The following is a 20,539-nucleotide window of genomic DNA, read 5'->3' as shown; positions in this document are numbered from 1 at the left end:
CGAGACGCTACGCGAACGCTTCGCTCGCAATGACAGGTTTTGAGCGATTTTTATCTGAGTTTAAAACTCCCTTCCAGGTAGGATTTCAAGACTTCTGTGTACACCGTAGGCTCCCACCGGGAGAGGGGAGCAAGAGATTTAGTTCCCCTTCTCCTCGGGGAGAAGGGGTTAGGGGATGAGGGCGCGAGGTATTATGTACAACGCCCGCCCTATATAGCTTTTAGCTTAAGTTGACACAACTGGGCAATGCCTTGCCCTCTAGAATATATTGATATTTCGCAGACATTATTTGAATTAATATTATCTTTCTCCAATCAAAGTAAACGCCGCCCAATTAACAGGCGAAGGAAATTTCTCCTTTGTTTTCAACATCGCTTGACGCAAAGCCAGCGCCTTATCTGGTTGAGTTTGCAAACTCTGATAAAACTCCACCATTAAATATTGTGTCGGTTCATCAGGTACTTGCCACAGAGAAACTAACACACTGGGAACACCCGCAGAAATTAACGATCGCGATAACCCAATTACCCCATCACCAGAAAGTTTACCTTTCCCCGTTTCACAAGCACTGAGAACAACTAATTGAGCTTTTAATTTTAAATCTAATATTTCTTCAGCTTTGAGTAAACCATTATCTTTACCCGATGGTGCAAGCGCAATCCAACTACCCAAACCCCGGTTATCATCCGCCCAACCGTGAGTAGCTAAATGAATCACATCTGCTGTTGATAACTTTTGCAGAATATTAGCTTTAGTCGCATCTTTCCCGATAATTGCTTGAGTTTTTAACATATCAGCAATTGTCTTGGCTTCTTGTTCCGCCCCTGGTAGTGGAATTAACTGTGTTGCTGGTTGATCTGGTTCTGTAGAGACTACAGGCATAGTTGGATTACCTGCAATCAGAGCATTATTATAGTTGATTGTTCTTCCCTGTCCTAATTTTTGAGTGAAATCTAATACTTGAATTGCTGGGGCGGTGAGGATGGTATGGTTTTCCAGTAAATACTTACCTTGTTCATCGCGCAAAGCTGGGAAAGGAACAAGGAATAAAGAACTTTGAGGGATGAAAATAACTCGTTCACTAGGGTTTTTTGGTAATAAATCAGCGATATCTTTAATTAAGATGTCATACAGTTTTTTTAAGGGTTTTTTACTTTTAGCAGACTGAGAATTTTGTACTGCTAAAATACCGCCAGCATTTCTACCTCTAAAAGCACCAACTCCTGTGCGAATTTGGGTAACTAGTTCATTTAAATTTGTCTTATCTTTTTGCCATAAGTATTTCAGGTCAACTTTGCGGAATGTGACTTCACCGGTTGGTTTAACAACCCAAATATAGAGCTTATATTCTTGCGATTGTTGTTTACCTGCTACTTTGAAATCATCATAAATAATAGAATATTCCACAAGGGTGGCATTTTGCTGTTTAGCAATTTGTTTAATTTCCGCAATTGTTGGTGATGAAGATGATTTATCTGCTTGTTTATTATTAGTAGATAGGCGAGATGCTAACAACTCAACAAACGCCCTAGCCCGACCACGTTCGGAAATTTCTAAAGCAGCATCAGTTTTATTTTGAGCAATGAGAACTTTTTGTAAAATTCTGTAGGTGCTACGTTGGGTATCAAAAAGATATACTTTATTGGTATCAGATAATTTTTGATTTCGCAGAGATTCTTTAACCTTAATTGCTTCATATAATGTTTTCTCTGCGGCGCTGAGATTACCTTGTTTGTAGTAAGCTAGCCCTAGATTGTTTAAAGAGTTACTCTCACCACTACTGTCTTTAATTTGTTGGGCGATCGCTAAACTCTGTTGTTGGTACTCAATAACTTTGGGGTATTCTCCTAAGGCTAGGTAAGCATTACCCAGATTACTTAAGGATTTTACCTGACCTACTCGGTCGTTGATTTGTTGGGCGATCGCTAAACTCTGTTGTTGGTAATCAATCGCTTTTGGATAGTCTCCCAAAGAATAATAAGCAGCACCGAGATTACTCAGGGATCTACCTTCTCCAAAACGGTCTTTGATTTCCCTAGCAATGACTAAACTTGAGGAATGGTAATCAATAGCTTTTGGGTATTCACCCAACTTAGCGTAAGCAAGACCAAGATTCGAGAGTACATTACTCTCAATGAATCTATCTTTAATTTCCACTGCGATCGCTAAAGTTTGCTGGAGGTAAGCGATCGCTTGTTTGTAGTCTCCTAAAGCATCGTAAGCAATACCGAGATTACCTAATGATTGTCCCTCACCTTGACGGTCTTTAACTTCAACTGCGATCGCTAAACTCTGCTGATGATACTCAATCGCTTTTTGATAGTCTCCTAAATCATAGTAAACAAGACCGAGATTACCCAGCACTGCACCCTCACCTTGACGGTTGTTGATTTCTCGGAAAATAATTAGTGCTTGTTGCCACGATTGTAATGCCGCTTCTAATTGACTAGCATCATACTGCTGACTCCCTTCTTTAAACAGTTTGTATGCTTCAGCTTTCCGCGCCTGTGGGGTTTGCGCTGACGCTTGGTTTATTCCCACAATGGCGCTGTGGTTGATGGGCGCTTGTCCAATGGTGGTGAGTAGAGTGATGAAAGTCAGAAGTGCGATTTTGTATATCTTCATCGGTGTTACTGAGGTAATCCTGTCAGTAACATATATCTCTGTGATGGCGAAGCCTATGCAGTTTTGATGAAATTTGTTTTTGGCATCAACGGCAGCAAAATAATGTTACATTACCCACATCGTTGGTTGGTAGGGGCACGGCATCCACAAACTTTCGGGTATACAAATATATTATTGGTGCCGTGCCCTCACAGATGCTGGGGAGCGATCGCCTGAACCGCAAACACACCAACAAATCGGTCAGGGCACGGCATTCATAGATTTTCGCTGATACAATATCTGATCGGTGCCGTGCCCCTACATGTTCATGAAAAAAAGCCAAAAATAAAAGGCAGGTGGTAGACTAAACCTTTTACTTTTGACTCGTGCTAACCTTTGTTGTGTTAGGGGACGTTTTACCCTACGTCATCGTGGGCAAATCTGTTAAAGAGGAAGTCTAGGGCATAGTTCCGCAGCTTATAATATTGTGGATCTTCCATGATGCGGGCGCGATCGCGTGGGCGAGAAAAAGGAATTTCTAAGACTTCCCCAATCTTTGCATGGGGGCCATTGGTCATCATTACCAATTTGTCTGCTAAAAACAGTGCTTCATCAATATCATGGGTAATCATCAGCACTGTGCAGCGATTATCACCCCAAATCTTCAGTAATTCTTCTTGTAATTCTTCTTTGGTAATCGCATCTAACGCCCCAAAAGGTTCGTCTAAAATCAGCACTTTGGGACGAATTGCCAATGCACGGGCGATGGAAACTCTCTGTCTCATACCACCGGACATTTGCATTGGTTTCTTTTCCATTGCATCAGCCAGTCCCACCATTGCCAAATGTTCCCGGACGATCGCTCGTTTTTCCTGTTCTGGCTTTTCGGGGTAAACTGCGTTGACAGCGAGATAAATATTTTCAAATGCTGTGCGCCAGGGAAGCAAAGCATAGTTTTGGAAAACCACCATCCTGTCTGGGCCTGGTTTGGTGATGGGTTTTCCTTCTAGCAGTACTTCGCCGGAGGTGGGAAAGTTAAACCCCGACACCATATTTAATAGAGTGGATTTGCCACAGCCAGAGTGACCAATTACACAAATAAACTCACCTTGTTCGACGTTGAGGTTAACGCCATCAAGTACGGTGAAGGGGCCTTTTTTGGTGGGGTAAACTTTAGAAACGTCTCTAATTTCTAGGAAAGGCTGACGGGTGCTAATTCCACCTGCGTATCCTGTTCTTTGTGCATCTCTGGGGTTTTCAGCTAGTCTTAAATTGCGGTTTTGCATAGGGATGGAGAAAGGGTGAAGTGTGAAGGGTGTAGACGCGTAGCAACTTGTCTCAGGCTAGGGTGAAGATCAAGGGAAATTCAGTTTTCAAAGGATAAAGGCGAAAACTTTATCCTTTAGCTTTTTACGCTGCTGTTCTTCTTGGTGAATCGAGGATGACTTCAGCAATGGAGAAGTCACGCTTAATTTGCAAGGTGTTGAGGTAGGATATGGGATCATCAGCGTTAAAAGGAGTCCCATCAAATAGCTGAATCGGTTGGCGAGTATAGCTAATATCCAAACCTAATTCTCTGGCTGCGGTGCTGAAGACGCGGACTCGACAAACTCTTTCTACAACTTCTACCCAATTTCTCGGGAAAGGTGTATCACCCCACCGCGCTAGTTGACTCATGATCCAAATTTGTTCGGTACGGCTGGGGCGGTTGATTGCCGACTCGGAATAAAATTGGTGATGGGCGTAATCCCGCAGTGGATGATCTAAGTCACAAGTTAAATTGTCAGGATCTTCGAGTTGAATATACTCTACATCGGTGCTGACATAGTCACGCCCGGCTGTAATCCTTCTAATTTCCTCAGCATTTTGGGGATCTGCACAGTAAACGCAAGCTTCTAGTAAGGCTTTGGTTAAAGCAATGTGGGTATTGGGATAAGCTTCCGCCCAATCTTCCCGCACACCCAGAACTTTACCGGGGTGTCCCAACCATACTTCTAAGTCTGTGGCGACGGTAAAGCCAACACCTTCCACAGCAGCACGGTAGTTCCAAGGTTCGCCTACACAATAACCGTCAATACTGGCATTTTGTAAGTCGGCGACCATCTGCGCTGGGGGAATGGTCAACATATCCACATCAATATCAGGGTCAATTCCCCCAGCGGCTAGCCAGTAACGCAGCAGCAAGTTGTGCATGGATGCGGGATGCACTACGCCCATTGTGTGGCGTTGTTCGCGGGTACGTAGCAGATATTTTTTGAAGTCTGATAAGCTTTGTACACCTTGGTCGTAAAAGCGCTTCGCTAAAGTAATAGCGTTACCGTTACGAGTCATGGTCAGAGAACTCACCACTGGTAGCGGTTGGTTTTTACGTCCGCCCAATGTTAACCACATTGGCATACCCGAAGGCATTTGAGCAGCATCTAAATAACCACCAGCAATACCATCTTCAATTCCGCGCCAGCTGGTTTCCCGCACTAAGTTGACTTCATCTAAACCATGCTTGGCAAAAAAGCCTTTTTCTTTGGCAATCGCTAGAGGGGCGCAAGCGGTGAGGGGTAAGAAGCCAATTTCTAAGTTGACTTTTTCTAAGCCATGACGGGAAATATTCGCAGTTTTCCTCGCCCGAATTTTCTTAATGCGTTTCTGCTGGTTGAGGAAGTAAATCATCTCACTCCGCAGACGGTAGTAGCTAGGATGTTCTACTACTTCCATGCGCTTGCGGGGTCTGGGGATATCTACTTCTAAGATGTCACCAATTTTCGATTCGGGGCCATTGGTCAACATCACAATTCTGTCAGATAGCAATACTGCTTCATCTACGTCATGGGTAACCATTACCGCCGTGACTTGATTTTCTTCGCAGATTTGCATTAATTGTTCTTGCAAGTTCCCCCTAGTTAATGCATCCAACGCACCGAAGGGTTCATCTAGCAATAATAGTTTAGGACGAATTGCCAAAGCCCGCGCGATCGCTACCCGTTGTTTTTGTCCCCCTGATAACATTCCCGGCTGTTTATCAGCATGGGGACGCAAACCCACCATATCTATATGCTTCTCGACAACGGCTTTGCGTTCTGCCGCCGGCATTCCCTTCATCACTGAATCTACAGCCAAGGCGATATTTTCTCTCACTGTCCGCCAAGGTAGTAGGGAATAATTTTGGAATACTACCATCCGGTCTGGGCCTGGTCTGGTAATTCTTTGTCCTTCTAAAGTCACCACACCGTCAGATGGTAAATCTAAACCTGCAATCATATTTAACAGAGTAGATTTACCACAACCGGAGTGACCAATTAAAGAAACAAACTCACCTTTTCTAATTTGTAAGTCAATTCCTTTAAGAGCAATATACTGACCACCACCAGTTAACTCAAAAACCTTATCAATTTGATCAACAGCAACGAATACGCTCATTTGTTATTTGTCCTTTGTTATTTGTCCTTGGTCATTTGTTGTTTGTTATTTGTCCTTGGTCATTTGTCCTTTGCTAATGACTAATGACCAATGACTAATGACTAATGACTACTTCTGTTCTGCAGGTAAAATTAGGTTTTGCACCCAAGCCATTAATTTATCGAGTAGTAGACCAACAACACCGATATAAACTAGAGCCAAAATAACTTCGCTGACGTTGTTGTTTTGATAAGCATCCCAGATGAAGAAGCCAATTCCCACAATACCGGACATGACGATTTCTGCCGCGATAATCGCTAACCAAGCCAAACCAATTGCAATTCTTAAACCTGTGAAAATGTAGGGTAAAGCAGCAGGAATTAAGATATTGGTGAAGTATTCTTTGCGGCTCAATTGCAGAACTTTAGCAACGTTGTTGTAATCTTGGGGAATTTGAGTTACACCCACAGCGGTGTTAATTAATATCGGCCAAATTGCTGTGATGAAGATTACGAATAAAGCTGCTGGTTCGTTTTGGCGTAATGCTGCTAAGGAAATTGGTACCCAAGCTAGAGGAGGTACAGTCCGTAATAGTTGGAAGATGGGGTCTAAAGCTTTAGACATGGTTTTATTAACCCCAATCAAAATGCCCAAAGCAATACCAACAACTGCCGCTAGTGTGTAACTAATTGCAACCCGTTGGAGACTTGCCCAAATCTGCCAGAAAAGACCTTTATCTGTGCCACCTTTATCGTAGAAAGGATACAAAATCAATAGCCAAGTATCTGAAATCACCTGAATTGGCCCTGGTAAGGTTGCGCCAGGAGTCCAAGCAAATAGTTGCCACACAACCAGAAAGATAATAATTGCGATCGCTGGCGGTACAATATTGGGAAATTGCTTTTGCAGACGGGATATAAAGCTATTATCTAATCTAGGACTTGCAGGGCGCTTTTGGGCAATAGTCATAAGATTTTATCTCCTCTAAATTGGGTACTTGGCGTTGAGTGTTTGGTGTTTGGTTTTTGATATTTGTTATTGGTAATTAAGAAAATTCACCAATAACTTTTGACTTTTAGACGCGATTAATATCGTTTTGAGTACAGACGTGATTAATCGCGCTTTGAGTACAGACGCGATTAATCGCGTCTCTACAACTTTAGATGCTCACTTTTTTAATCTTGAGGCTCTTGAGATATTCCTCTGGTTTTTCGGGGTCAAACTTGCTGCCATCAAAAAATTCTTCCACACCACGAGATGTATTTGTAGGAATATCTGCTGCTGCAATTCCTAATTCTTTAGCAGCTTCTTTCCAAATATCTTCGCGGTTAACTTTATTGATTAATTCTTTGGCTTTTGCACCATTATTGGCAATGTAATCTTTCGGTAAGAATCCCCAACGTACGTTTTCTGTGATAAACCATAAATCATGGCTCTTGTAGGGATAAGAAACGCTACCTTTTTCATCTTTCCAGTAGTAAGCCGCCATTGTTTTATCATCAATTTTGCGGCCATCACCCATATCATATTTACCTTGATATGGATCTGCCAAAATTTCGGGTGAGGGGAGGTTGAAATAATTTCTGCCGGCGAGAATTTGCGCTGCTTCTTTGCGGTTATCAAAATTATCCAACCACTGCTGCGCTTCCATAATACCTTTGAGTATTGCTTTGGTGGCTTTGGGATGTTTGTCTACCCAATCGGCTCTCATCGCCAAGTATTCTTCAGGATGATTCTTCCAAATCTCTGCGGTTAATGCAGCCATGTAGCCAATTTTGTCTGTGACGATGCGGAAAGGCCAGGGGTCACCAGTACTGAATGCATCCATCGTTCCTGTCTTCATGTTGGCGACAGTTTGCGCCGCAGGTACGGTGAGCAACTTCACGTCTGCATCAGGGTCGATTCCACCGGCTGCTAACCAGTAGCGAATCCACAAATCTTGGTTAACGTGGGGAAAGGTGAAAGCTGCGGTGAAGGGTGTAGAAGATTTGAGTTCTTTAAATAAGGACTTAGCGCCAGCCAATTGCAGACTTACACCTTTACCTAGGTGCTTGTTGGCGATCGCAATTCCATTCCCATGTGTAATTAATTGACACAAAACATACATGGGAATTTTTTGATTACCCTTGGTAATTAAGCCTTCTGTAATTAAATGAGGCATTGGCATTTGCCATTGACCACCATCAATCCCACCACCAGCAGAGCCAATTTCCAAATTATCTCTGGCTGCACCCCAAGAAGCTTGTTTGGCAAGTTCTACGTTAATGCCATACTTCGCAAACAAGCCTTTTTCTTTCGCAATAATTAGCGGTGCTGATTCCACAATGGGAATATATCCCAACTTGACTGTAGCAGTTTCTGGCTTTTGTTCGGGACTAATATTAGCTACTTGCTGCGCTGTTGGTTGCGCTGTGCCACCACCACCAGCGCTTTCAGGAGGATTGCCTAAACAGCCTTTCAAGAATACAGCACCCGCAGAAGCTCCGGCTGTTAAGATAAATTTACGGCGAGAAAACTGATTCAGAAATTCTGTCATAGGGTCTCCTTAAAAGTGCAGTTTAAGTTTTTTTTGTATGCCAACTAAGACAAGAAAATAAACTATTTCTTGCATGTCTTAATTGTTAATTTGTTCGTTTTTGGGTACACAGATTTTCGTCATTCCTAAAAGGAATGGCGATAGAAACCGATGTAATTATCAAAAAAACTTTGGGAATGAATAGATTAGAGTTTGGGCAACCGAGGAACCATCACTTAACTTGTTAAAATTAGTTTACAGGTATTACGGTAGAAATGGTTAACTTCGATCCTCTTCTTCTTAAATAAATATTAGATTAGATATATAAGTAAAATTTTATCTTTCGCCTCTAAAGTTGCTGTCAAGCTCTTATATATAAATTTTTCTCTATGGATTCGATTATTTAGACAAGATGAATGCACATTTTTAAGTTGTTTGCATTTCATTTATAATCATCATTTACGCGAATTTTCAATAATAACTATTGTGTGAATCTATAATTAGCGATTTGATTCATTAACTAATGTAAACAGAGAGAAAAGCCAAACAGTTTATAGTTGGGCTATTGTAATTTACAGGAAAATACGGAAATCTTTAGGCTTTATTCCTAACGTATTGAAAATTATTTTAATGCGTTATAGTGCGTCACAACACAGCTTACTAGTGCAGGAATTGAGGTGATTGGATAATTTTTGCATACACCCTAGAAGCAGATTCAGTATTCACAATTGTAGCTAAGACTAGGTAAGAATTCAGAAAAACGAACCACATTCGACGGAGTCGTTTCCTCAGGGTAGGCGCAAAGAACAGGAAGTAAAGAGGTTTGGAAGAGATTATGCTAATACCAATTTGAAAGAAAAATGTGACAGAAGATTGTAGGGGCATAGCACTGCCATGCCCTCTAGAATATATTGATGTGTCGCAAACATTATTTGAATTGCTACAAGTATATTTTCGTCTTCCAATTCATAGACAAGGGGTTTGCATAATTAATCGGTGTTCTGGCTTCCTATGAGTGCCAAAAATAAAGCCCGCACGCGCGAGCTAAGAAGGAAATAGTATTAACTTGTTTTGCAATATTACCCAAGTAAATCAGCTTGTTCTATTGGTTCTTGAGGTTCAACTGACTGTTTAAATGCAAACCGTAATAAAGATGGTGCTAAGAACGTCGTCAGAATCACAATAATCACGATTGCAGCTTGTAAAGGTTTATCTAAAGTTCCGCTAACCATTAATTGCTGTAACTTGGTGCTAGAAACTCTGCAATTTCTTGAGCGTTCACTCAACCTCACGCCACAATCATCCATTTAGTAAACAGCCATAATCTCGTAAAACCGTTACTCACTTGCTGTTTCTACAGCCGTGGTAGATTCTGGGATGGGATTCGTGGATGAACCAAAGGCAACCCGTAAAAAAGGTGGAGCTAGGAAAGTTGTCAAAATTACCATGATAATAATCGACACCTCCAACGGCTTATCCAAAATGCCGCTAGCAGAGCCGATACCGGCAAACACTAGACCCACCTCACCTCGTGGAATCATCCCAACCCCGATGGCCACTCGATTGATGCCGGGTTGTCCAAACACTGCCCAACCTGTGATCAGCTTGCCAATAATCGCCACCACCATCAAAAAGACAGCAATCAACAGACCTGCTCGATTCTCTGGTACCGCCGGGTTCAAAACACCGAGGTCGGCACGCGCTCCTACCGTCACAAAGAAAATGGGTACCAATAAATCGGCGATTGGTTTGATCAATTCATCCAACTCATTCCGGGCATCGGTTTCATCAAGCACCAAACCCGCCGCAAAGGCACCTAAAATCGCTTCGAGATGAATAGCGTTGCCTAAAAATGCCATAAAGAAGGCGAAGATGAATGCCGGAATCACAATATTTCCACGGGTTTTGAGCTGATCTACGATCGCCACAAAACTTTTGTTAAAGATACCCCCCAACAAAATTGATCCAATCAAGAATGCCGTAGCGCTGACAATCAAGTAAATGACATTGGCAACATCAATCTCACCGGTTTTGGCTAAACTTGCAACCACCGCCAAGACAATAATGCCGAGGACATCATCAATTACCGCCGCGCCAACAATGATTTGCCCTTCTTTGGATTTGAGTTGACCTAACTCTGATAATACTTTAGACGTAATGCCAATACTGGTTGCAGTCAACGCCGCCCCCGCAAAAATTGCCGGAATCGCCGCCACGTGAAACAGCAACATCAACCCTGCCGTACCTGCCGCAAAGGGTGCTGCGACTCCCACACAGGCGACAACCGTGGCTTGAATTCCCACTTCCTTCAGTTGTCGCAGATCGGATTCCAGTCCAATTTCAAACAGCAGAATAATCACGCCGATTTCAGCTAGAACCGAAATCACTTCACTTTGCGATTCAAAGATTCGGGTCAGCGCATCTGGTGCCAATTGATTCAATCCTTGCAGCGCTGTCATAATCACCGAGTCAGAGGCAGACAGCCCCCCTTCGGGAAAGATCACCAGGTGTAACGCCGAAACGCCGACAATCACACCGGCGACCAGTTCCCCCAGGACGGGCGGAAAATCCAATCGCCTAGCCACCTCTGCGCCGAACTTGCTGGCCAGATAAATCACCACCAGCGTTAGCAATACGCCAGACAGAATAATGGGTGAATCCTCAGCAACAACGGTCGCCAAGAATTGTATCGGAGCCATGAGAGCGGCTATCCCCCCACTGAAAGGAGGCAGAATGTTGGACAAAATCATGAGTTTAAAGCAATGAAGGTTAAGGGTTTGAGGAAGTTATAAAACTTCGGGGGAATGACTTCTGCGCCAGGGTCAACCTCCTGCAGACAATAAATACGCTCACTCAAAAGCCGAGGTCATGACCTCGGCTTTTGGGGTCTGCTTCGTCTCCATGCAACAGCCGTCTGACCCACAGAAACTCGCACTAATAGCTCGCTTGTTCCTTTTATGGCGCGTCATTTCGACTCAACAGCCGTCTGGCCCACAGAAATGTCTCCCGTACAGTACCTCTGCTTCACAGATATAGATAATGCCCGCATAATCGGTGAAAAACGTGATTGCGACCTGATCCGCAATCTTCTCTGCCATCTCCCGGGTTTCGGTGAGTACCTCGAACTTGACATTTGAATCGGTGTCGGCAGTGTTGGGTTTACCTGTAGAGCGCACGTTGCGACTACCTTTACCGCCAGTATCTACCACCGTATAACCGGTCGCCCCGGCTTCATCAATTATCTTGGCGACCTTTTTAATCAGAACCTTTTCTGTGACGATGACGAGCTTGTTGGCACGCTTGGCCATGTTGCTTACCTCCTTAAATTCTGTACATTGATCTAATTGGTCTGCCGGGTCAAGGGAGCGCTGACAGACCGCGACCGTCTGGGATTAGCCACCGAGTGCCTGAGCAAGTCCAAGGAAGAACGGTATACACAAGCCGATCGCAACTGGCGTACCAATAGCTGTGGACGCACCTATATAGGCGGAGGGATTGGCTGACGGGATACCGGCTCGCAATGTGGGTGGCCCTGAGATATCTGAACTAGAGGAAGCGATGACCGCCAGGATTACGACACCGCCCATGCTGAAGTTCATGGTGTAGTGGGCAATCATGCCGAGACCGAAGGCAATTAACCCATGCACAAACGGTGCCACCACGCTGTACACAACATACCACTGGGCTACCTTACGCAGTTCGCCAACCCTTGACCAAGCTTCCATCCCCATGACCAGCATCAAGATTGAAAGCAAGCCACGGAAGAGGGGATCGTAGAAGCTTTTATAGACACTTTCCGGCTGTGTGAATATGCCAAGAGCCAGACCTAACAACATTGCTGATAGGGCAGGGCCCCGGAGGCTTTCCTCGATAATTGGCCATATCTTAACCTTATTATCCCCATCCCCCTTTTGCTGGCTGAGATACTCCTGCCGGCTGCCGGGATAATCTTTTTTATCGGGATAATCGCCAGCCGCAACAGTCTGCATGGTAGAGTAGGCTGCTTCTTTACGCTTCTTCTTGTTGATATAAATGTTAGCCACAACAATTGCAGTTACGAGCGCTGGGATATCCATGAAGGGATAGAGTGCGCCAGCCCATGGCTCGTATGACATTTTTGCTTGTTCCAGTACCGTTAGTCCGGCAGCCATGGTAGAACCACTCACGGCTCCAAACAAACCCCCGGTGGCGATCGCATCGACGACTTTGACCTTTGGTAGCTTGGCTAATGTATAGCGGGCGATGAATACAATCACAATCCCTGTTATGACAGCAAAGATCATGGGTAACACCATCTCTGTCAGGCTGGAATTACGGATCGCAGTTCCACCGGTCAGACCAATTTTCATGAGCAACATGAAGACGATGATCGTACAAATCGATTCGGGAATGACCAATTCGCTACCGAGGGCAGCAATAATCATTCCACCAATCAAAAAGGCGAGTGTTGGGGACTGCAATTGGGCAATGAAGTCCTTCACGAACAGGGACAAAAAATCCACTAATACCTCCTTGGGGCTCCTCTCAAGAGGAGTATTGCAATAAATGAACTAAATGAACTTTGTCTGTATAGAAATTTTTCTATAGTTTTAGATCGCTGGCACCGTGAAGCCAGTGGTCGGAGGCAGCAGCCCAACAAGTCTTTGCAGCGGCGGAATAAAGGTTATTGTCAATCGCGGCGGTTAGACCACTGAATACGTCACCTTGCAGGTTTCTGAAATTGATAGTATTGGTTACAGACATATTATCAATGCTTTCAACACAAGAACTGGTAAATGAAAATTCGCGACAACTAATGATGCGCGCTGGGTAAATTGTATTTTTTAAGCCAATACAAAATATGCACAGAAAATATTTTTCTGGCATTAATTCAGAGAAATTATGCCTTTCTCAATAGTGCAAATCTCAAATAGAGATAGGCTTGGGAAAAGACTAATCAAAATCTAGATGAGGAACATTTATTGCAAGTTTAAGCGTCACTTATGAATTGCATTTAAAATCGTTTCAATTAGCTTACAGCTTTTTAAACCAATGTTGATCATTGGGATAGCCAATTATTAAATTAATATTAGATTCTCATCATAGAGAAAAGCTTATATATTTCGCTACATTCAGCGAAATATACTTGTTATTACATTCAATATATAGTTTTAATAGATTTAAATCTATGATATTTATTATTTATGCTGATATCTTTTATATGAGAGATAAGTGCGATCGCATTTAAGTAACAGTGGCGTTAAAAAGTCCAAAAGCCTACCTGTAGGGTAGACCTCTTAAATATTGGGAATGGGCAGTTAATTTACAAATTACTGTACTATTTGGTTGCTCGCAAAAGTTTTGATAAATTCTTAGGTAGCACTACCTTGGGTTGAGTCTTTAGCTTAGAATGCGTAGCGCCTGCAAAAATTAAAAATCTACAATTGAACAAATTTATTTACACATCACCATAAATGCGATCAAGCAGTAGGGGCTAGTATTTTTACTCAGCACTATTTTCAAGCAAGATAGTCATCTGATTCACACACAATGAGGACATGAAAATCTCTCTTCTCTAGCCCCTAGCTTCTAGCTCCTTTGTGCAGCTATTCTCCATTGAATGCAAAGAATAGAACATGAGTGTTGAGAGTTAGTTACTCAACGCTAGAAATAAATAATGTAGATAGTGCAGCATAACCAGCAAAGAAAATAATGGCAGTCAGCATATTCTGCTCCTTGTATAACTTTCGTTTTAGGTGATAATTGATGCTACTAATATATGACTAATAGTCAGTACTAACATCTGCTCACAAGACTATTCTTACAGTATCTTTTGGTCAAAAATTGTTCAAATTTGACAGAGGTAGTTATACCTAGAGAATTACTGGCAATACATTAAGTTTTTCTAAGCTTTGTTTACTCTACAACACTGATGTACTGCATACCCAAGCAGTACGATGGCAACTCCCTAACTGCAACTGTACGATAGATATTTTTGTAGTTCTATTGATTGGCAGATGAACATCGGAATAATCGAGCCTTACAGTAGCGGATTTTTGGAAGTTTTACCAGAGGGTGAAAGTAGCGACTATTGGCACATTGCAGCGATACACATCAATGGCAAAGCTTTTTGCCCTAGTCCTAAGCTTTATCGGTCAGAACGGGTGGCTTTAGCCAAAGCTGCACAATTATATGATTGGATAGCGGAGCATGAGCAAGAAATTAGTGAAGGAGATTGCTACTGCTCAACTTTGAAGCTCATGCTGTGGTATCAACCTAAAGCCTCATAGCTATCTAGCATCAAGCAGAGCTATTTAGTAAGTGCGATCGCCTTTATTGTAACGCTACATGAATCAACCTCTGGTGCGATCGCCTAGATTACTTTTGACACGCAACTATCATTAACATTCAATCGTCTAGTAGTCTACCAAAGTCTTTTTGACAGGCGGGAAAAAGGTGAAGGGGAAAAGGGTAAAGGCTTAAACCCTTCCCCTTTGAACCTTTTCCCTTTACCCAATCGACACCTGTCAATATTGGTGTGTTGAACTACTAGAGAGATGCAATCTAGCCGTAACAAGATGTTGCGTGTCTTTGCTGATCATATTCAAGTCATTAAAATTAAACTGATCATAAGGATTAGGGTAGACAAGTGAAAAAAATCTGGCTGCTGGGTTTGACACTAGTGAGCTTTGGCATACCGCTATTATTTAAGTTGCATTCTTCTATATCGGTAGTCCCAACCGTTCCATCCTCACCACCAAAAACCATCCGCTACGAGCAGCGTACCCTACCGCAAAGTATAGTTCATATCCTGTCAATTCCCACTGATAGCCGATTTGTCGTTACCCCTGCAATATCGCCCAAAGTAGCGACTGTCCAACAATTTGCCCAGCAGTATCAAGCAAAGGCAATCTTGAATGCAGGCTTTTTCGATCCAGTTAACCAAAAATCTACATCATATATAGTTATTTCTGGTCGTGAAGTAGCCAACCCCAAAGATAATGAACGGTTGGTGAACAATCCCAACTTAAAACCCTACCTCAGTAAAATTTTCAATCGCGCAGAATTTCGCCGCTATCAATGCGGAGATACAGTCACTTACGATATTGTCTTGCACAATGAATCACCTTTAGCTGGGTGTCAGTTAGTCGATGCTGTAGGTGGTGGGCCAGGACTCTTACCAGAAATTACTTCTGAACCAGAAGGCTTTGTAGATAAAAGCAATGGACGAGATGCAATTGGTACTAATCAACCCAGTTCTAGAAGCGCTGTAGGGATTACTGAGGATGGCAATATTGTGTTAGTTATGGTAGCTCAAAAGCCAAACGTCCGTCTGGCTAAATCTGGGATGACTTTACCAGAATTGGCAGATTTCATGAAAAACTTTGGTGTGAAAAAAGCCATGAACCTAGATGGCGGAAGTTCGTCTTCACTTTATTACAATGGCAAAACTGTTTACGGGAAGCTAAATATTGTGAGAAAGCCTATTCAGCGACCTGTAAAGTCAGTTTTATTGGTTCAGGAGAATTAAGTAAATCGGTGGGAATAAATCAAACTATGTTCAGCAACATAATAAAATTGAACTTCAATCCTTATTTGAGGGCTAATACTAAATCAAATAATGTTTGCGACACATCAATATTCTAGAGGTCAAGGCAGTGCCTTGACCCTACAATCTGTCACATTCTTTTTTCAAATTGCTATAAAGTCCTGAAGCAAAATAAAAAATTTTACTTATAAATAGTGCGAATATTATAATTTAAATTAATATTATAAGCAGATTCTGATATCTTCTATGCTGATTAAGTTATGAATGGTAAATTATTGCTAGACATTTAAGGGTTTGAGCCTAGCTTCTCCTGAAGGATGCTCGCATTCACTCATGTAAGGATGAAAATGCTTTTTCTTGAATACCTAGTTAAGCTTATTAGTATTGAGAAAAACAATATTTCTCTAACTAATTGGCGAGAATAAAAACACTTGTAACTGAAGAGGGCGAACGATGGGACTCGAACCCACGGATGGTGGTACCACAAACCACTGCCTTAACCACTTGGCTACGCTCGCCATTAACTATCTGAGTATAGCACTCTTTTTACTATTTAGTCCAGAAAATTTTTATTTTCGGAACGGACTCAGTTAATTTCCAGTCTGATGACTCACACAAATCATAGCTGAAGACAACATGAAGCCGATTACGATTATTACATATTTAGCTGCTGCCGCACTAGCAGCCTTGGGCATAGCAATGTCTAGCACCAATCCTAACCAGACGCAATATGAAGACTATGCATCAGAGAGGTTGTCACAATATTTAAAAACGGATGTTTGTAAGAAAACACAAGGAATATTGCAAAATTTAATCAATTTCAATTGCGAAAAAACGGTAGATTCATTTAACCCTCAAATGCGGGGAATTATTGCGGGAACTACACAAAGGCAAGATTTTCTGCTTTTTAGCATTTACCGTACAAATTTAAAACTAAATTCGGTTATCCCTTCTTACAGTTTTGAGACAGTGGGAGCGTTTAATAGCTTTTACACCTACTCTGCACAACAGCAATGAGGAGAGTCAAAAGTCGTCGGAGAGACGCGATTCATCGCGTCTGTACAAAAGCCAAAAGAAGCAGCGATTTAGCGGCTTCCGGTTGGGGATATTGTTTTATGTCCGTCCTCAATAGGGAATAAGTAGGTATTAGTTGGGAATACTGCATAATGTAGACCCAGGCAAAGCTCTACTTTGTAATGAAACTCTGTCCTAATATTGGCTGTTTGTATGCTTATAATTCTGACACAGCAAGGTTTTGTATCAAATGTGGTAAACCACTATTGCTTAAAGACCGCTATCACTTGCTGCAATTGATTGGACGTGGTGGTTTTGGCATCACCTTTTTAGCTGTAGACGAACATCTTCCAGAAAAACCCAAGTACGTTATTAAACAATTTTGTTTTCCAGAAAACAGCGGGAAAGGCTTTGATAAGGCTGTGGAATTATTTCGCCAGGAAGCAGTACGCCTGAGTGAGTTGCAGCATCCCCAAATCCCCCAATTGTTGGATTATTTTGAACATGAAAATCAACTTTACTTGGTGGAAGAATGGATTGCAGGACAAACGTTAGCACAGGAATTGCAACAGCAAGGGGTTTTTAGCGAAACCCAAATTTGGGAACTGCTGAAAGACTTGTTACCAGTGTTGCAATTCATTCATGTCCGACAAGTGATCCACCGTGATATTAAGCCAGAAAATATTATGCGTAGAGCATCGCTGGCAGGTAAAGGGAAGGATTTAGTTTTAATTGACTTTGGAGTCGCCAAACAGATTACAGCCACAGCTTTGCTCTATACAGGTACTACGGTAGGAAGCCCAGGTTATATGGCTCCTGAACAAATGCGGGGTAAAGCATTACCAGCTAGCGACCTTTACAGCTTAGGCGTGAGTTGTATTTACTTATTAACGGGAATTTCTCCCTTTGATTTATTTGATGACACAAGCGATCGCTGGATATGGCGCGATTATGCACCTAATAAAGGTAAAATCAATACTCGTCTGGGTAATATTCTCGATAAACTGCTGCAAAATGCCCTTCCCCAACGCTATAAAACTGCTGCTGAAGCGCTGCAAGCGCTAAATTCGGCTATAAAACTTGAGTCTTCCCAACCTGTACTGAAAAAGCCAGCTTCTAGCTTAAATTCTGAGGTAGGAGTTGATTACAGTCAATTAAGCGACTTATTAGCAGCAAAACAATGGCAATCTGCCGATAAACTAACTTGGGCGTTGATGTGTGAAGCACTCAACAAGCCGAGTGGTAGTTATCTGTTTACTAGTGATATTGAGAATTTGCCTTGTGAAGATTTACAAATAATTGACGAATTGTGGGTGAAGTACAGCCAAGGGCTTTTTGGGTTCAGCGTTCAGAAGCAAATTTACGAAAGCGTTGATGGTGACTATGGTCAGTTTTGCGCTGCTATTGGCTGGAATCTACCCCGCGCTACTTCTCCGATTCAGCAATTAACGTTTCGCTTGTCAGCACCACCAGGACATCTCCCCTCTCACATTTGGGCTGGCGGTACTCAAGTAGGGCGACAGATTAGTGCTTTAGTTGAAAAATTGGCACAATGTTACTGTTACTTCGTTCATTTTAACTCTGTAAAAGGGAATTAAGACTTACGCAACTTGTAATCTTGGCAATTCAAATGATTTTTGACTCTTGACTATTTATTAAGATAGTTAAGATAACTACTCAAATTTTTACCTTTGCCCATGCCATCTGCGTATCTGTTGGTATCTCACGGAAGTCGTGATCCGCGTCCAGAAATTGCTATGCAGCAGTTGGCGGGGTTGATGCGTGACAAGCTACGAAGCAGCTACAACCAAGAACCTCTGTTAGATATAGGTTACTTAGAACTCAGCCTGGAACCTTTGCATGAGCAGATTAAAAAATTTGGTGAAAAGGCTTTGGTGGCTGGTTGCGATCGCATCAATATATTACCTATATTTCTGTTGCCGGGAGTTCATGTCATGAAAGATATTCCCGATGAAATTGCTTTGGCTCAACAGGCTTTGGGTCAACATATCAAGATTGAGCTAAAACCATATTTAGGTAGTAACCCCAACTTACAAACTTTACTCGCTAAACAAATAGCTGAAAAAAAGACAGCTGCATGGATTTTATTAGCGCATGGAAGTCGCCGTCCTAATTCTTTAGAGCCTGTGGAAGCAATGGCGCAAAATTTGGCAGCAATTACAGCTTATTGGGCTGTAGCTCCTAGTTTAGAATCGCGGGTGAAAGATTTGATTGCTGTGAGCAAGTGGGAGATTGCGATTTTGCCATATTTTTTATTCGCTGGTGGCATAACTGATGCGATCGCGCAATCAATAGAAACGCTAAAATTACAGTTTCCTCTGGTAAATTTTCACTTGGCCCAACCCCTAGGAGCCAGTACAGAATTAGCCGAGCTAATTGGGGATTTAATAGATAGATGAACCGCACAGCAATACAACAGGAGAGCAAGTTTTTGGGCAAGGTTTATTTAGTAGGTGCGGGGCCAGGAGATCCTGGACTGATGACACTCAAAGGCAAGGGTTTACTAGAATGTGCCGATGTTGTCATCTATGATGCTTTGGTAAGTCCAGCAATTTTGGAGATGATTAACCCCCAAGCAGAAAAAATTAATGCAGGTAAGCGGATGGGGAGACATTCTTTGTTGCAAGAAGTTACCACCCAACTGCTAATTGAAAAAGCACAAGATAATGCGATTGTGGTGCGGCTGAAAGGGGGCGATCCGTTTATTTTCGGTCGTGGCGGCGAAGAAATGGCGGAATTGGTAGGCGCTGGGATTGATGTGGAAGTTGTGCCAGGAATTACATCGGGTATTGCGGCTCCAGCCTATGCAGGTATTCCGTTAACGCATCGCTTGTATAGTTCTTCAGTAACCTTTGTTACTGGACATGAGTCAGCAGGTAAGTATCGACCCGCAGTCAATTGGAGTGCGATCGCTCACGGTTCGGAAACTATAGTAATTTATATGGGGATTCACAATCTGCCCTATATTATTGAACAGTTGACTGGGGCTGGTTTGAGTTTAGATATACCAATCGCCTTAGTGCGTTGGGGTACGCGACCAGAGCAGGAAGAATTAATTGGTACAATTGCCACAATAATTGAGCAAGTCGAAAAAACTGGATTTGAAGCACCTGCGATCGCAGTTATTGGCTCTGTGGTGAATTTGCACGATATTCTCTCCGGTTGTCGTCCACTTTGATAGTTGGTAGGGTAGAATCTTGCTGACAATTTAGCGTTGATTTGTCACTTATTAAAGAAGCCAGAAGAATTGGGGGATTCTCCCCCAAACCCCCGATTGGGTGACGGTTGCGTCCCCCAAACCCCCTCCAAAATTATTGTTCTGTTTTTTTGTTTAGTAACTAGTACAAGTCGGCGTAAATAGCGCAAAGTTGGCGGTGTCGGTTTCCGTCCCGCCAAACTTTGTAAGAGAAACAGACCATCTGTAATTGCTAAAAGGCTTGTGGTATAAGTATTCTTTCTTTTGA

Annotated in this window: 15 protein-coding genes and 1 tRNA gene; 6 read left to right on the top strand and 10 right to left on the bottom strand. The window is 42.5% G+C overall.

Annotated features, from left to right (window positions below; translation table 11 throughout):
- Positions 1-300: 300 nt before the first annotated feature.
- The 9 genes from HG267_RS01375 to HG267_RS01335 form a co-directional block, all read right to left on the bottom strand.
- Positions 301-2,625 carry a CHAT domain-containing protein gene (locus tag HG267_RS01375; RefSeq protein ID WP_045869744.1) on the bottom strand — a complete coding sequence of 775 codons (2,325 nt, stop codon included), beginning with the start codon at positions 2,623-2,625 and terminating at the stop codon, positions 301-303.
- A 395-nt stretch (positions 2,626-3,020) separates the two neighbouring features.
- The gene (locus tag HG267_RS01370) at positions 3,021-3,890 is read right to left on the bottom strand and encodes a nitrate ABC transporter ATP-binding protein (RefSeq protein WP_045869743.1); all 870 of its coding nucleotides are present in this window, start codon (positions 3,888-3,890) and stop codon (positions 3,021-3,023) included.
- 124 nt (positions 3,891-4,014) lie between these two features.
- Positions 4,015-6,018, bottom strand: coding sequence for a nitrate ABC transporter ATP-binding protein (locus HG267_RS01365; RefSeq protein ID WP_045869742.1), 2,004 nt, complete (start codon positions 6,016-6,018; stop codon positions 4,015-4,017).
- 108 nt (positions 6,019-6,126) lie between these two features.
- Positions 6,127-6,966 (bottom strand): nitrate ABC transporter permease, encoded by an 840-nt coding sequence (gene ntrB, locus HG267_RS01360; RefSeq protein ID WP_045869741.1) that lies wholly within the window; start codon positions 6,964-6,966, stop codon positions 6,127-6,129.
- 190 nt (positions 6,967-7,156) lie between these two features.
- On the bottom strand, positions 7,157-8,533 hold the full coding sequence (locus tag HG267_RS01355; protein ID WP_045869740.1) for a CmpA/NrtA family ABC transporter substrate-binding protein: 1,377 nt from the start codon (positions 8,531-8,533) through the stop codon (positions 7,157-7,159).
- Between the two features lie 1,058 nt (positions 8,534-9,591).
- Positions 9,592-9,819 (bottom strand): hypothetical protein, encoded by a 228-nt coding sequence (locus HG267_RS41850; RefSeq protein WP_096621621.1) that lies wholly within the window; start codon positions 9,817-9,819, stop codon positions 9,592-9,594.
- Between the two features lie 30 nt (positions 9,820-9,849).
- Entirely contained in the window at positions 9,850-11,211 is a 1,362-nt protein-coding gene (locus HG267_RS01345) for a cation:proton antiporter (RefSeq protein ID WP_320076070.1), read from the bottom strand.
- Positions 11,212-11,487: 276 nt separating this feature from the next.
- Positions 11,488-11,820 (bottom strand): P-II family nitrogen regulator, encoded by a 333-nt coding sequence (locus HG267_RS01340; RefSeq protein WP_045869738.1) that lies wholly within the window; start codon positions 11,818-11,820, stop codon positions 11,488-11,490.
- 84 nt (positions 11,821-11,904) lie between these two features.
- Positions 11,905-13,014, bottom strand: coding sequence for a sodium-dependent bicarbonate transport family permease (locus HG267_RS01335; RefSeq protein ID WP_045869737.1), 1,110 nt, complete (start codon positions 13,012-13,014; stop codon positions 11,905-11,907).
- 1,494 nt (positions 13,015-14,508) lie between these two features.
- On the opposite strand from HG267_RS01335, the gene HG267_RS01330 reads away from it, so the two are divergent.
- Positions 14,509-14,781, top strand: coding sequence for a hypothetical protein (locus tag HG267_RS01330; RefSeq protein WP_045869735.1), 273 nt, complete (start codon positions 14,509-14,511; stop codon positions 14,779-14,781).
- A 359-nt stretch (positions 14,782-15,140) separates the two neighbouring features.
- Entirely contained in the window at positions 15,141-16,022 is an 882-nt protein-coding gene (locus HG267_RS01325; RefSeq protein ID WP_045869734.1) for a phosphodiester glycosidase family protein, read from the top strand.
- A gap of 463 nt (positions 16,023-16,485) precedes the next feature.
- On the opposite strand, the gene HG267_RS01320 is transcribed toward HG267_RS01325, so the two are convergent.
- Positions 16,486-16,558 (bottom strand) — tRNA-His (locus HG267_RS01320).
- A 118-nt stretch (positions 16,559-16,676) separates the two neighbouring features.
- Between HG267_RS01320 and HG267_RS01315 the strand changes: the two genes are divergently transcribed.
- From HG267_RS01315 to cobA, 4 genes are all read left to right on the top strand, one after another.
- Positions 16,677-17,057 (top strand): DUF4359 domain-containing protein, encoded by a 381-nt coding sequence (locus HG267_RS01315; protein ID WP_045869733.1) that lies wholly within the window; start codon positions 16,677-16,679, stop codon positions 17,055-17,057.
- A 179-nt stretch (positions 17,058-17,236) separates the two neighbouring features.
- Positions 17,237-18,652, top strand: coding sequence for a serine/threonine-protein kinase (locus HG267_RS01310; RefSeq protein ID WP_052335145.1), 1,416 nt, complete (start codon positions 17,237-17,239; stop codon positions 18,650-18,652).
- A gap of 99 nt (positions 18,653-18,751) precedes the next feature.
- Positions 18,752-19,474, top strand: a complete 723-nt coding sequence (locus HG267_RS01305; protein WP_045869732.1) for a sirohydrochlorin chelatase — start codon at positions 18,752-18,754, stop codon at positions 19,472-19,474.
- Entirely contained in the window at positions 19,471-20,253 is a 783-nt protein-coding gene (cobA, locus tag HG267_RS01300; protein ID WP_045869731.1) for a uroporphyrinogen-III C-methyltransferase, read from the top strand. Before HG267_RS01305 ends, cobA begins: the two co-directional genes overlap by 4 nt.
- Positions 20,254-20,539 lie beyond the last annotated feature (286 nt).

Source organism: Tolypothrix sp. PCC 7601, assembly GCF_025677855.1.
GTDB classification, from domain to species: Bacteria; Cyanobacteriota; Cyanobacteriia; order Cyanobacteriales; family Nostocaceae; genus Aulosira; species Aulosira diplosiphon.
Note: the sequence above shows the minus strand (reverse complement) of the source record. Positions and strands in the feature narration are given on the sequence as shown.